This window comes from Xanthomonas sp. SHU 199, from assembly GCF_000364665.1.
Taxonomy (GTDB): domain Bacteria; phylum Pseudomonadota; class Gammaproteobacteria; order Xanthomonadales; family Xanthomonadaceae; genus Xanthomonas_A; species Xanthomonas_A sontii.
This window is the reverse complement of record NZ_AQOI01000343.1, coordinates 1-14,289: the sequence shown is the minus strand read 5'-3', so window position 1 is coordinate 14,289 and position 14,289 is coordinate 1. Positions and strand designations below refer to the sequence as shown.

The following is a 14,289-nucleotide window of genomic DNA, read 5'->3' as shown; positions in this document are numbered from 1 at the left end:
CGGGCGGTCCGCGCCAGCTGCAACTGCAGCGCGGACGGCAGCGGCAGCGCCCATGCCTCGGCGAGCGCCAGCGCACTGGAACTCCAGCGCTGCGCCTGCGCGACGTCGCCGAGCGCCAATGCCGCGCGGATCAGGCCATCGTGCACACGCAGTTCGTACACGCGGCGGCCCTGCGCCCGGTACACGGCAAGCGCCTCCTGCAGCCAGGCCAGCGCCTGCGGCGTGTCGCCGCTGTCGAGCGCCAGCTCGGCCATGGTTTCCTGCACGTGCGCGGCCTCGATAGCGTCGCCCTGCGCGCGGTTGGCGGCCAGCGCATCGCGGTAGTAGCGCATCGCGGTGTCGGACTCGCGCAGTTCGCGATACACGTCGGCGATATTGGTCAGCACGGACGCAGAGACCGCGCCGCGCGCGCGCTGGATGTCCAGGCTCAGCGTCAGGTTGCGCAGGGCACCGCGGAAATCCCCGAGGCGGCGCAGCGCCGCACCGACGTTGTTCAGATCGCGCGCCTCGCCCATGCGGTCGTGCAGCGAGCGGGACAGCGTGGCCGCACACTCGAAGCGCGCCAGCGCCTGCGGCAGGCGTTCGCGGCGGAAATCGAGAATGCCGCGGCGGCGGATGAGCTCGTAGCGCAAGCGCGCGCCGCCGGCATCGCCGAGGTTGGCCTGCGCGCAATCCAGCGCCTGCTCGGCGGCGTCGAAGCGGCCGCCGTCGAGTTGCTGCTTGGCACGTGCGAACAATGCCTCGACCCGCGCATCGCCCGCCGAGTGCGGCGTCGACACGCCCGCCTGCTGCACGCACAGCAGCGGATCGGGAAGCGGACGCGGCGCGGCGGGCTCCGCGCAGCCATAGATCGTGTTCTGCGCAATCGCGGCCGCGCTCGCCGCGAGCAGGACGCCCAGGCACGCCCATCGCAGGCATGTCCGCGGCCGCGTGCCAAGCGCGGTGACGTTCGCCTGGACGGAATCGCCAGAAACGGCGGACCAGCCCAAGCCGAACCATGTCCCCATGGAACTGCGCGACCGGCCGCACAACGCCTTCCCTGGTTTCACTGTCTCCACAACTCCAGAACTGATCGGGATGCGGCGCACGCGCGCCGCAGCGACATGGATCAGCGTGAGGCCCGGGCGCGAACGTGGGTTCCTGCCAGGGCATGTCGCGCCGACGCATCGCAGTAGACCCGATGCCACGGAAGCCGGGCAAGCGCGCGCGGTGGTGATGCACACCACGCACGGGTCATCGTGGAATAGCGGTCACACCGGGTTCTACGCTTCCGTCCAGTGCAGGGACGGCGGTGCCACGCCCGGGGCGATTCGCGACAAGGACACCTGCGGGGCGCGCAGGCGCGGCAGCAGTCGAACGCACGACCTGCCAGTCACGCGCCAGGCTGTGCAGCGCCGCCTGGCACGATCGGCCGATTCAGGCCGCGCGCGGCCAGACGTTCTCCTGCACCAGCCGCAGGCGCGGCGGCAGTTCGCGCAGCACCTCGCCGCGGTGCGAGAGCAGGCGCAGGGTGCCGTCGGCCTCTTCGGCGAGCGCGGTGAGGTTTTCGACCCAGTCGCCGTCGTTGGCGTAGACCAGGCCGTCGCGCTCGAACAGCCCGGCGCGGTGCACGTGGCCGCAGATCACCCCATCCAGGCCGCGGCGGCGCGCGTCGTCCAGACCGGCGGCGACGAAGCGCTCGATGTAGCGCTCGGCGGCGCTGCTCTGCCGCTTCAGGTAGTCCGCCAGCGACCAGTAGCGCATGCCCAGGCGGCGGCGCACGCGGTTGGTCAACTGGTTGCCGGTGAGGATGCGGTAGTACAGCCAGTCGCCGAACTTCTCCTGCAGGCCGCCGAACTGGGTCACGCTGTCGTAGTCGTCGCCGTGCACCACCAGCAGGCGGCGCCCGTCGGCGGTGGCGTGCACCGCGCGCCGGCGCACCTGCATCGCCGGCAGCGCCAGCCCGCAGAAACGGCGGATCGGCCGGTCGTGGTTGCCGGGGACGTAGATCAGTTCGGTGCCGCCGCGGGCAAGCGCGTGCAGCGCATCGACCACGCGCTGGTGCGCCGCGCTCCACACCGCGCGGCGCTGCGCCATCCACCAGAAGTCGACGATGTCGCCGACCAGGTACAGCTGGTCGCAGCGCAGGCCGCCGAGGAAATCGGCCAGCTCGCGCGCGTGGCAATGCGGCGCGCCCAGGTGCACATCGGAGACGAACACCGCGCGGCGCGGCGCCAGGCTGTTGAGCGGACTCATGCCACCACCTCTGCTTCGTTGCGGGGACGTTCGAGGTAGCGCGCGCGCTTCTTGCTGCGGATGCGCTGCAGATCCAGCTCGATCAGGCCGTCGACGGCGTCGTTGAACGCCGGATCCACGCCGAAGGCGAGGAAGCGCGCACCGCCGGGTTCACACAGATCGGTGTACTGCTTGTAGAGCATCGGCACCGCCGCGCCCAGCGCGTCGAGGTTGCCCTTGAGCACCTTGAAGGCGGTGTCGGCGTCCAGTTCGTCGAACGCCGGCGGCGCTTCCGGATACGGGAACGGCCGCGCCGACGCGGCTTCGCCGCTGGCGTCGCCGTAGTAGCGGGCGTAGTAGGCCACGATCTGCTCGCGCGCCGCGTACGGCAACGCGGCGCTGATCGACACCGCACCGAACAGGTAGCGCACCTGCGGATGGTCCTGCAGATAGGCGCCGATGCCCTGCCACAGGTAGTCGATGCTGCGGCTGCCCCAGTAGTCCGGCACCACGAAGCTGCGACCCAGTTCCATGCCCGCGGCGATGCGCGGCAGCATGCCCTCGCCGTAGCGGAACAGTTCGGCGGTGTAGAAGCCGGCCAGGCCGCGCTCGGCCAGCACCGGTGCACCGCGGGCAACCCGGTAGGCGCCGACCACGCGGGTGGCGGCGCCATCCCACAGCACGATGTGTTCGTACCAGGTGTCGTAGTCGTCCAGGTCCAGGCGCCGGCCGGTGCCCTCGCCCACCGCGCGGAAGGTCAGCTCGCGCAGGCGGCCGATCTCGCGCAGCAACGCCGAGCCGGCGCGCAGCCGGCCGACGCGGATCTGCTTGCCGTCCAGGGTATGCCCGAGGCTGCGCAGGCCGGCCACTTCCGTGGCCAGTTGCGCCGGGTCCTCGGCGGCGACCAACGCTTCTTCGTTCGGCGCGGCCTGCCCACCGCTGCGGCCGAGCGCATACAGCTCGCTGCGCAGGCGCCGCATCAATTCGGCTTCGGGCAGGTCCTGCGGCAGCGCGCGGGCGCGGCCCAGGCTCAGCGCGATGCGGCGCTCGCGGCGGGCGAACATCTCCCGCGCCAGCAGCGCGGTGCCGGCCGGCTTGAACAGCGCCGAGGCGCCGTAGAACAGCGCCGAATTGCGTGCGTGGATGCGCACCGGCAGCACCGGCGCGGCGGTGCGCAGGGCGAAGCGCAGGAAGCCGCGACGCCAGCGCCCGTCGGCGACGCCGCCCCAGCCCAGCCGCGAGACCTCGCCGGCCGGGAACACGATCACGCATTGCTCCTGCGCCAGCGCCTGCTCGATCGCCCGCACGCTGGCCGGCGACGGTGCGCCGCCGAGGATGCGCACCGGCAGCAGCAGGTCGCGCAGGCCTTCCAGCGCCCACAGGAAATCGTTGGCGACGATCTTCACGTCGCGCCGCACCTGGCCCACGCAGTCCAGCAGCGCCAGCGCATCCAGCGCCCCGGAAGGATGATTGGCGACGATCAGCAGGCGCCCGCGCGCCGGGATGCACTCGGCGGCGGTCGGTGCGACCACGTAGCGGGCCTGCAGGAAATCCAGTCCGGCCTGGACCAGGGCGAAACCGCGCAGGTCGCGGTTGGCCTCCAGGAACGCGTCCAGCGCGTCCAGTCCCGACCATTTCTGCAGACCGCGCAGCAATGGCCGGACCAGCCGCGAGCGGCGTCCGGCAAACCAGTGCGGGTAGCGGTCCTGGAGACGGCGTTCGAGTGCGAGCACGGCAAGCCCCCTTGCTGACTGCGCACAGCTTCGGCCGCGGCGGCGACACCGATCTTGCAATCTGACTACGGCAAGGTGACGGGCGCACCATGGCGCGCCAACCGGTTAACCTTGGGCAACGTCCGACCCGGGCAGCATGCACGCCGCCCGGCGCCCGTGTATCATTCGCCTCCATCTTTTCATCCGAATACAAGGATATAGCCGCGATGTCCAGCTATCTCTTCACCTCCGAGTCGGTCTCCGAAGGCCACCCGGACAAGATCGCCGATCAGATCTCCGATGCGGTGCTCGACGCGATCCTGACCCAGGACAAGCGCGCGCGCGTGGCCTGCGAAACGCTGGTCAAGACCGGCGTGGCGATCGTCGCCGGCGAAATCACCACCAGCGCCTGGATCGATCTGGAAGCGCTGACCCGCAAGGTGATCCTGGACATCGGCTACAACAGCTCCGACGTCGGCTTCGACGGCGAGACCTGCGGCGTGCTCAACCTGATCGGCAAGCAGTCGCCGGACATCAACCAGGGCGTGGACCGCAAGAAGCCGGAAGAACAGGGCGCTGGCGACCAGGGCCTGATGTTCGGCTACGCCACCCGCGAGACCGACAGCTTCATGCCGGCCGCCATCCACCTGTCGCACCGCCTGGTCGAACAGCAGGCCAAGGTGCGCAAGAAGAAGAACTCGCCGCTGGCGTGGCTGCGCCCGGACGCCAAGAGCCAGGTCACCCTGCGCTACGAAGACGGCGTGGCGACCGCCATCGACGCAGTGGTGCTGTCCACCCAGCACGATCCGGACATCAAGCAGAAGCACCTGGTCGAGGCCGTGCGCGAGGAAATCCTCAAGCCGGTGCTGCCGGCCAAGTGGCTGCACAAGGGCACCAAGTTCCACATCAACCCGACCGGCAAGTTCGTGATCGGCGGGCCGGTGGGCGACTGCGGCCTGACCGGGCGCAAGATCATCGTCGACACCTACGGCGGCTGGGCGCGCCACGGCGGCGGCGCGTTCTCCGGCAAGGATCCGTCCAAGGTCGACCGTTCGGCCGCCTACGCCGCGCGCTACGTCGCCAAGAACGTCGTCGCCGCCGGCCTGGCCGACCGCTGCGAAGTGCAGGTCTCCTACGCCATCGGCGTGGCCGAGCCGACCTCGATCTCGGTCACCACCTTCGGCACCGGCAAGATCGCCGACGACAAGATCGAGAAGCTGATCCGCAAGCACTTCGACCTGCGTCCGTTCGGCATCATCCAGATGCTCGACCTGATCCACCCGATGTACCAGCAGACCGCCTCGTACGGCCATTTCGGCCGCACCCCGAAGGCCTTCACCTACACCGACGGCACCGGCGCCCAGCACCAGGCCACCGCGTTCTCGTGGGAGAAGACCGACCGCGCCGAGGCGCTGCGCGCGGATGCCAAGCTGAAGTAAGCCGGCCTGCCCGCGCTTGCAAGGAAGAACGGGCCGCATTGCGGCCCGTTCTGCGTTTGGGTGGTGGGAACTGGCCAGTGGCGGAAACTGGCAACGGCCATGCACGCAGGGGTGTGCCACGCCGCAGGAACGCTTCCGCGCAGCAGCGGCTTCGGCCGCGACAGGCGTTGCTTGGAACGCGCGTCGCAACGGAAGCCGTTCCGCAGGATGGACTGGGCCTCCTTGTGGGAGGGACTTCAGTCCCGACGACGGAGGGTGTCAGTCGGCTGTCGGCGGCGCTTGCCGCGGCTGCATGACAGTCGACTCCCGCAGGCAGACACGCGCGCTACCGCATCGTCGGCGTGCGCTCAAGGGCGGCCGTACAGGCGGCACGGCATGTGTGCTTCGCCCTGGTCCGCCAGGCAGCAGCGATGGTCACGGCGGGAGCGCCTCAGCCGCGGCGCTGCAACGCGGCCTGCAGCAGCGCCTGGAACTTCGGCAGCGGACACAGCCCGGTCGCGGCGTCGCTGCAACCGGGAATCTGCAGGGTCTGCAGCAGCGGCGGATGGCGCAGGCTCAGCGGGGTCAGCGCGCGCAACTGGTCCAGCGACTGCGCCTGGTAGCGCACACGCACATAGCGCTGGCCGCTGCGCGGGTCGCGCACCTGCTCCACCACCAGCGCGCCGCCGGGGGGCGCGTCGTCGCGGCCGAAGCCGGGCAGATGAAAATGCAGGTCGAGCAGGCCGCTGAGCGCGGCGATGTGGGTGTCGCTGGCGACCAGCACGCTCAGCCGCGGCGCGTCGTCAGCGCCCAGCGTGTCCAGCAGGCGGTGCGCCAGCGGCGCGCCCGCGCGCGCGGCCATGTACTGCGGCCGTGCGTAGATCTCGAACAGCAAGGCGTGCAGTCGCGACACCGCAGCGATGCGCGCCGGCGTCGCGCGGCCCCAGCCGACCTGGTCCAGCGGCATGCCTTCGGCGTACTGCAGGATGAACACCTCGGCCGTGCCCGAGGTCAGGTCCAGCGGCCCGTGCAAGGCCAGGCTGCGCCCGTTCGCGCCCGGGGTCAGCGACGAGGGCATGTGCACGAAGTCGCAGCGCTCCGTGCAGCCGAGGATCTCCTGCATGGTGCGCAGTTCGCGCGCATACGGTGCCAGCACCGCGCCCGGGCCGCCGGTCTGGCGCTGGATCGAGGCCACCGCGGCGGCGGCATCGAAGTCCACCGCGCCGGCTTCCACCGGACGGAACAGCGGATCGTCGCTGCCCTCGGCCTGGTGGCCGGCCTGCAGATGGCAGCCGGGCGCGAGGGTGTCGGCGAGCAGCTCCGCACTGACGATGGTGCGCTGATCGGTGTTGGCGTAGATGCTGACTGTGCCGTCGGCCGGGCAACCCTGCGCCGGCAGCACGCCATCGCGCAGCAGCCATTGCCGGGTGTAGTCGCCGCTGCGTTCCACCGCGGTGCGGCCGTGCGCGGTGAGCAGGCTCGGCGGCGTGTCCCACACCGGCCAGGGCTGCGGCGCCAGCGAGGCAGCCGCGGCCTCGCCCAGCAACGGCGCGCGCACGCCGTGGCGGAACAGCATCCAGACCTTTTCGACCTGCAGCGCGGGCGCGGCCTTCGGCGCCGGCCGCGCCTGCGCGCCCAATGCCGCCACCAGCAGCACGACCCACAGCATCCAACGCGTTCTTGTTTTCATCATCGTCCCCAACATGGAAAGTCTCACGGTGCGCTCCTGCCGCATGCGGCCGTGACCCGGTCGCAGCGCAGGCCCGTGGCGATACCGAGCCAGTAGCCCAGCCGCTGCGGATCCGGGGCGCCGGCGTAGTAATCGGTGCTGATCCATTGCGCGCCGGCCTCCAGCGCCGCTTGTGCGCGGCGGCGGTCGTGCGCGCGCGCCTCGCGGCCATCGGTATCGGCGCGGGTGCGCACCAGGAAGCCCTGCGTCACCAGCGCGCGGATCCGCGGCGCCTCGGCCAGCGGATCCTCGATCGACAGCACCGCCGCCTCCGGCTGGTCCGGCGCATACCAGCCGAACATCATGCGGCCGCGCAGCGATGGATGCGCCTGTCGGTACAGCGCCTCGTGCCGCGGATTGCCGTCGAGCACGAACAGCATGCGGCCGCGCGCCTGCGCCACCCGCGGCCAGGCATGCGCCAGCACCGCCTCGCGCAGGCTCGGCGCGTCGCCGCGCACGTCGTCGGGCACGATCAGACGCGCACGCCCGACCACCTCGGCGATGTCGCGGTCCAGCGCGTCCAGGTCGTTGGCGTCGAAGGCGGAACGGTGGGGCCACAGGCCCGGCACCGGATCGAAATCCACCGCATTGACCAGCACCACCAGCGGCGCATGCCGCGGGTGCGCGCGCGACCAGGCGGCGAGGATCGCCAGGCAATCGCGGAAGCGCAGGCAATGGCTGGCGTAATCCAGGCCCGGCTGGTGCAGCACCTTGGCGCCGGGCGCGTGCATGCGGGCCCGGGTCGCCGCATCCGCCCGTGCATACGGCGCGGCGTACAGGCCGCCGTGCGGATCGGCGGCCACGTCGAGTTCGAGTTGCCGCAGCCCCAGCGCGAGCTGGGCCTGCAGCGAAGGATGGCCATAGGCCAGTGCCGGCCATTCGGCCGCATCGTGCGCCTGCAGGCGCTGGCGCACCTGCGCGGTCGGCACCGGCCGATAGCTGTTGTGCGAGCCGAGCAGTTGCACCTGGTCCAGGCGCAAGCCGTCGATCGGCACCGTCACCGGTGCCGCTGCCGCGCTGGCCGCTCCCGGCAGGCCGATCAGCGCCAGCCAGACGAGCAGCAGCGCGCGGCCGACAACGCCCCACCCGCCGCGCGGCACAGGGCCGTGCGACGGGTGGCGACGTCCCGCGTGCGCAGGCGCCCGCTTCAGAACGTGTACTTCACGTTCAGCAGCGCGGTGCGGCCGGCATCGACGATGTCGGAGATCGCGGTGCTGTTGTGGCCCACGTGCGCCCAGTAGCTCAGGCGGTTGGTGAGGTTGGCCACCGACAGGTCGGCGCGCAGGTGCTCGTTGAAGGTGTAGCCCACGTGCAGGTCCACCCGCGTGATCGGCTTGACCCACAGGTCGTCCCAGGTCGCGCCGCGGTTGTAGTAGTCGTACACCGAGACGTACTCGCCGGAGTAGTGGTAGGCCAGGTTCACCGACAGCGGGCCCTTCTCGTAGAACAGCTCGGCGTTGGCCATCAGGTCCGGCGCGTTCTGGATGCGCTCGTCGTGGAAGCCGTCCATGCCCAGGTCGACGCGGGTGGTCTGGCGGGTGACGTTGGCGCCGATGCCGAAGCCGTCCAGCGGTGCCGGCATGCCCTGCAGGGTCTGCCGCACCGCGGCCTCGACGCCGAGCACCTTGCCGTCGCCGCCGTTCTGCGGACGCACGTAGCGCACATTGCCGGCGCCGGAGCTGGTGCCGGCGTTGGCCGGATCCGAGCCGCTCTCGTAGATGTAGTCGGTCAGGCGCTTGTAGTAGCCGGCCAGCATCGCGTGGCCGCCGTGGCCGTTGTCCCACTCGCCGGACAGGTCGACGTTGAGCGACTTGATCGGCTTCAGGTCCGGATTGCCCTCGGTGATGACCGTGGTGCCGTCGCTGGAGACGTCGTAGTTGGCGCCGCCGCCGAGCTGCACCAGCGCCGGCCGGGTGTAGCTGGTCCACACCGAGGCGCGGTACACCGCGTTGCCGTTGCCCGGGCGGTAGTTCAGGAACACGCTCGGCAGCGGCACGTCGTAGCTGGTGTGGTTGCTGCTGAAGAAGCCGGGCAGTTCGTTGCCGTTGGCGTCTTCGGGCATGGTCCAGAAGGTGTTGCGGATGCTGGTGTGTTCGAAGCGCACGCCCGGGATCACTTCCAGGTCGCCGGTGTGGAAGGTGGCCATCGCATACGCCGAGGTCACCGCCTCGTCGCCACGCATGGTCGCGCAGTTCTGGTTGTTGATCGCCAGGCTGCCGCAGGTGTCGAAGCTGGCCGCGGTCAGGTGCTGTGCGATCATCGCCTTCAGCCCGCCGTTGCTGAGCTTGACCGTCGGCCATGCGTACTTGCCCGGGTACACCGAGTCGTACTGGCCGACCACCAGGCCGGTGTCGCGCAGCAGGGTGCCGTCGGTGAACTTGCTGTTGGTCCAGTCGCGCGAGGTGAAGTCGCGGGAGCTGTCGACGTACTTCACGCCGAACTGGATGTTGCTCAGCGCGCCCTGGTCGAAGTCGTAGCGCACGTCGAACTTGGCGCCGCCCTTGGTCTGGCCGCTGTAGGACTTGGTCAGCTGGCCGTAGCGACGCGCATACAGGCTGCCGATGTCGCTGGCCTGGGCCTGCAGCGCCGGGGTCAGCAGCGGCTTGGGGAAGCCGTCGCCGTCGTAGCCGGAGAAGGTGCTGGCACCGCCGTACGGGAACTGGGTGGAGGCGTACTGGTCCACGCGCGCGGAGATTTCCACGTGGTCCGGGCGATCGTTGTCGCCGTAGCTGTAGAACAGGTTCGGCGACAGCGTCCAGTTGCCCAGTTGCTTGTCGGCGCCGAACTGGAAGGTGGCCAGGTCCGCCACTTCCGGGTTGGTCTCGTACCAGTAGCGCACCGCCACGCGGTTGATCTGCGGCTGGTACACGCCGCTGGTGCCGATCTGCGCCAGGCTCACGTTGGCCGGCACCAGCTGGGTGTAGCCGGTGTTCTGCTCGGTCTTGGCGTAGGCGTAGGTGGCGCGCGCGTACAGCTGCAGGCTCGGGTCGACGTGCCAGTCGAAGGACACGTTGCCGCCGTAGCGCTTGGTGTCGCCGGCGGAATAGCCGATGTTGGCGCCGGTGGCCATCAGCAGATCCTGCGGATCGTAGCCGGGCGCCGGCTGGCCGCTGGCCGTGGTGCGCGAGAAGTACTTCTTGCCCCAGTCGCCACGCGAGGCGGCGGCGTTGGCCACTTCGCTGTTCACGTAGTGGCGCTCGTCGTAGTACGCACTGGTATAGATGCCGAACTGGTTGTCGGCGCCGAACTTGGCGTGGAATTCGCCGGCCGCGCCCTTGCCCAGGCCGTCGTCGCCGTAGTCGCGCGCGCGGCTTTCCATGCGCCCGCTGGCGGTGACGCTGCCGCCCATCGCCTCGCTGTAGTCGAAGCCGCTGGGGGTGCGGTAGTCGATGGTGCCGCCGATCGCGTCGCCGTCCATCGCCGCGGTGGAGGTCTTGTTCAACACGATGGTCTGCAGGCCCGACGGTGGCAGCAGGCTCAGCTGCACGCTGCGGCTGTAGGGCAGGCCCTGGGCCACGTTGACGCCGTTGATCAGGTTGACGTTGTACTCGGCGTTGAGGCCACGCACCGAGGCGAACATGCCCTCGCCGCGCGCGGCGCCGTCGACGCCGCCGAAGTACGACTGCCCGGTGTTGACCACGTTGACGCCGGGCAGCAGCCCCAGCGCCTCGGCGATGTTGTGCACGGCGGTGTACTTCAGGTCCTCGGCCGACAGCACGTTGGCCGTGTTGGTCGCGGCCATCTGCATGTCCGCGGCGTTGTAGCGGGTGACGGCGACGGTGATCTTGTCCAGGGTCTTGGCGCTGGCGTCGGACGCGGTGGTCTGCGTCTCCTGCGCATCCTGCGCCTGGGCCAAGGCCATCGGCGCGACACCGAGCAACGCGGCGGCAATCGCCAGTGACAGGCGTTTCTGAAGATGGATCGAGTGCGACATGAAAAATCCGAACGTAGGCGCGACCAACGGAACGGGCCGCAGGCCGGGCATGGAGGGGAGAGAGGCCGTGATCGTGTTCGCGGCGGCGCGCATTGTTGGCGGACGCGGCTGCAATTTGATGACAACGATGTCATCTGAAACCAAAGCCTGGCGATTCGGCGCGTTTCCTGCGCAATTCGGCACAACTGCGGCGCTGCGTGCGCCGCGATGCAGGGGTGGCACAGGAGGAAGCGGCGCGTCGGGCGCTCGGGTCAGGTGCGCGTCGTCGCGCGCACAGGCGATTGCGCCGCCCGTCTGCGGATTGGCGCGGCGCGACCACGCAGCGACTCCGGCGTGCGACGACGCGAGCGCGCGGCCCACGTCGCGGGCGGCGTCAGCGCGTCGCGGCGGCGTCCGCCTGCAATTGCGCGTGCAGGATGCGGCGGATCTCCAGGATCGCCTGCGGGGTCTCCTGCACGCTGTGGCCGGAGGTGATCACCAGTTCGGAGACCGCGCCCGGCAGATGCGCGCTGCGATACGGCACCAAGCCGTCGTCGGAATCGGCCAGCGGCACCGCCGGATCACGGCGGGCGATGATGGTGTGGTAGCGCACCGCCGACGAAATCGGCAGGTCCGCCGCCGCGCGCACGAACGGATCGGTGTCGCGCAGGTTGTCGATGCTGTTGGGCACGCGCACCGGCGCGCCGTCGGGGCCGTCGATCCCCTGCAGCAAGGTGTTCAAGCGATCGAGCAGCGTCACCGGCAGGCGCACCAGGCGCCCGGCCAGGCGGCCGAGCCGCCCTTCGGCGAAGGTGGTGCCGCGTTGCGGCGCGGCGATGAAGATGGCGCGGTCCACCTCCGGCAACGGCGCGAAGCGCAGCAGCGGCTGCAACTGCGCCAGCGCCTGCGGGTCCAGCGGGCGCCGGTCGCCGCGCGCACCGATCAGGTCGTTCCACAGCGTGTCGCCGGAGTCGCTGACCAACAGGCGCCCGATCACCCCGCCCATGCTGTGGCCGATCAGGACCATGTGCTGCGACGCCGATGCCTGCCCCTGCGGATCGAAATGGCGCAGGGTCTGCTGCACCAGCGTCTCGATCTGCGCGCGGTTCCAGGCGATCGGCATGTTGGTCGGGTAGTAGACCTGCCAGATCTGGTAGTGGCGGCGCAGCTGTTCGTCGCCCATCAGTTCGTTGGCGACGTTGACCCAGGCCTCCGGACTGCTGGCCAGGCCGTGCAGCATCAGGATGATGCGCCGGTCCGGATCGTACGGCTGCATCAGGTACAGATGCGGCTGGTCGATGCCATCCTCGCGGCCGAGCATGGAGCGCAGCGACTGCCGCGCGAAGCCGGCACGGGCCAGCCACAGGCCATAGGCCGCAGTGAAGTTGGCCGCCAGCGGCAGGCGCTGGCCGTGCACCTCGACCTCGCCGTCGCGGTACGGATCGTAGGGCGCGACCACCACGCTGCGGGTGTCCAGCACCTGCGCCAGGCTGTCGCCCTCGAAGCGCAGCAGCACCGTGGTCGGCGCATACGGCATCTCGCTGAACGCGGGCGCGTGCGGGTTTGGCGCGGCCTTGGCGGCCGCCGCCGCGGTCGGATCGCCGACCTTGGCCGGCGCGATCTCCGCGACCAGTTCGGCGCCGAAGCCGTCGCGGCGGTAGGTGCTGCGCAGGCCATCGAAGCGCAGCGTCGACGCCGGCAGCATCGCGTCCGGCCGTGCCACGCCACCCGGCAAGCGGAAGCTGCCCATGTCCGCGCGCACCTGCCAGCCGGCCGTGCGCAGCGTGTCGTCGTCGTGCAACTCGCCGCTGGCGCTGCCGGCGCGCCAGCGCAGGAACAGCTCGCCGACCACCTGCTGCACGGCGTAGTTGTAGTAGTCGCGCACCTGGGTCTGCCGGTCCTCGAAGGCGCGCGCACTGGCCGGGCGCTGGGTGTAGAACAGGTAGGCGTAAGCGTAGCGCGCCGCCTCCAGCCAGGCCTGCAGCGTCGCGTCGTCCAGCGCCCTCGCCTGCCGCGGCGTGCGCACATTGGCCGCATGCACCCACAGCTCCGACAGGGTCGCCAGCCGCCGCTCCTGGTCCAGCCCCTGCAGGGCGCGCAGCTGCGTGGCGCAGGCCGCAACGTCGGCCTCGCAGGTCTTGGGGTCGAGCGCGAGCACGCGCAACGTCTCCAGACTGGCATCGCTGAGTTTGCCGGTGCTGAGCACGTCGCCGCGCTGGGTGGCGATGTAGTCGGCAGCGCTGCGCGACTGCACGCTGACCATCGCACAACCGCTGCCGAGCAGCAGCCCGGCAGCCAGCAGCGCGGTGCCCGCGCACCGCGCAAGACGTGAGTACAAGATCATGGCGCGACGGCCGGATCGTCGCCGGGAATGCCGGCGCGGATGCGCGTGGAGAAGTCGTCGCCAACGCCAGCCGCGCGCGCGCGTTCGCCGATGCGGCCGCGCGTGCGCAGCGTGGCCAGGCTGTAGCCGGGCATGAAGCCATGCTGCGCATAGACGTAGGACGGCAGGTAGCCGGACAGCAGCAGGCGGATGTCGAGCGGCAGTGCGGGATCGAGCTTGCGCGCCAGCTCGAACACGATGGTGGTGCAGTTGCTGGTGGCGGTGTTGTAGAACCGCGGCGTGCGCTGCAGTTGCTGCGCCCGCGCCACGTAGCCCAGGAACAGCTGGCGCAGTTGTGCGCGCGAGAGGTTGAGCCGGTACAGGTACACGTCCTCGCCGCGCACGTTGCTGCGCACCGCCAGGATGTCGCGCTCGTCGGCGGCCACCATCACCTGCTCGAAATTGCGGAAGAACCCGGCCAGCGCCGAGAACGCCTCGCCGCGCTCCTTGCGGATCTCCAGCGAGAACACCACGCGACGGCCGTCGTCGAAGCCGAACGAGACCAGGGTGTGGGCGATCGCCGGCCCCATCCAGTACGACAGCGCCAGGTCCGCCGAGGCCAGCCGCTCCAGGTCGTAGCGGCGCGTCTCCCAGCGCGGGGTGTAGTCGTGGTCGCTGCGCCAGGCGAAATTGCGCACGTTGTGCAGGGTCACCACGTGCCCGTCCACCTGCGGCTGCAGCAGTTGCGCGACATCGTCGGCCCAGTCGCGGTTCTGCTGCGGCTGCAGCGCCGACCAGCCCACCGCCATGCCCGCACAGCCGACCGCGAACAGCAGCGGCAGCACGCGGTACTCGCGCGGATGCCGCAGGCCCCACAGCGCCGCGCCGCCCAATGCCGCCCACAGCAGCGCCGAGCCGTAGCGCACCACCGCGCCGGTATGCGGCAGATAGCTCAGTAACAGCGCGCCCCACAGGCTGGC

9 protein-coding genes are annotated in these 14,289 nt (G+C 70.5%); 1 reads left to right on the top strand and 8 read right to left on the bottom strand.

The window, feature by feature from the left end:
• From D183_RS0111930 to D183_RS0111920, 3 genes are all read right to left on the bottom strand, one after another.
• Positions 1-779, bottom strand: a 779-nt coding sequence (locus tag D183_RS0111930; RefSeq protein WP_198527662.1) for a tetratricopeptide repeat protein, incomplete at its 3' end; no start/stop codon positions are given.
• A 637-nt stretch (positions 780-1,416) separates the two neighbouring features.
• The gene (locus D183_RS0111925; protein ID WP_017909192.1) at positions 1,417-2,235 is read right to left on the bottom strand and encodes a UDP-2,3-diacylglucosamine diphosphatase; all 819 of its coding nucleotides are present in this window, start codon (positions 2,233-2,235) and stop codon (positions 1,417-1,419) included.
• Positions 2,232-3,947: a lysophospholipid acyltransferase family protein gene (locus D183_RS0111920; RefSeq protein WP_191091289.1), complete on the bottom strand. Its 1,716-nt coding sequence runs from the start codon at positions 3,945-3,947 to the stop codon at positions 2,232-2,234. Before D183_RS0111920 ends, D183_RS0111925 begins: the two co-directional genes overlap by 4 nt.
• Positions 3,948-4,153: 206 nt before the next feature.
• On the opposite strand from D183_RS0111920, the gene metK reads away from it, so the two are divergent.
• Positions 4,154-5,365, top strand: a complete 1,212-nt coding sequence (gene metK, locus D183_RS0111915; protein WP_010342184.1) for a methionine adenosyltransferase — start codon at positions 4,154-4,156, stop codon at positions 5,363-5,365.
• Between the two features lie 430 nt (positions 5,366-5,795).
• Here metK and D183_RS0111910 read toward each other — a convergent pair whose 3' ends face one another.
• The 5 genes from D183_RS0111910 to D183_RS0111890 all read right to left on the bottom strand — a co-directional run.
• Entirely contained in the window at positions 5,796-7,013 is a 1,218-nt protein-coding gene (locus D183_RS0111910; protein WP_017909190.1) for a histidine-type phosphatase, read from the bottom strand.
• Positions 7,014-7,057: 44 nt separating this feature from the next.
• Positions 7,058-8,173, bottom strand: coding sequence for a Ca2+-dependent phosphoinositide-specific phospholipase C (locus D183_RS0111905; RefSeq protein ID WP_017909189.1), 1,116 nt, complete (start codon positions 8,171-8,173; stop codon positions 7,058-7,060).
• 47 nt (positions 8,174-8,220) lie between these two features.
• Positions 8,221-10,935, bottom strand: a complete 2,715-nt coding sequence (locus tag D183_RS0111900) for a TonB-dependent receptor (RefSeq protein ID WP_017909188.1) — start codon at positions 10,933-10,935, stop codon at positions 8,221-8,223.
• A 445-nt stretch (positions 10,936-11,380) separates the two neighbouring features.
• Positions 11,381-13,330: a lipase family alpha/beta hydrolase gene (locus tag D183_RS0111895; RefSeq protein ID WP_017909187.1), complete on the bottom strand. Its 1,950-nt coding sequence runs from the start codon at positions 13,328-13,330 to the stop codon at positions 11,381-11,383.
• The coding region (locus D183_RS0111890; protein ID WP_017909186.1) for a lipoprotein N-acyltransferase Lnb domain-containing protein at positions 13,327-14,289 on the bottom strand (963 nt) is incomplete at its 5' end. The genes D183_RS0111895 and D183_RS0111890, both read right to left, overlap by 4 nt.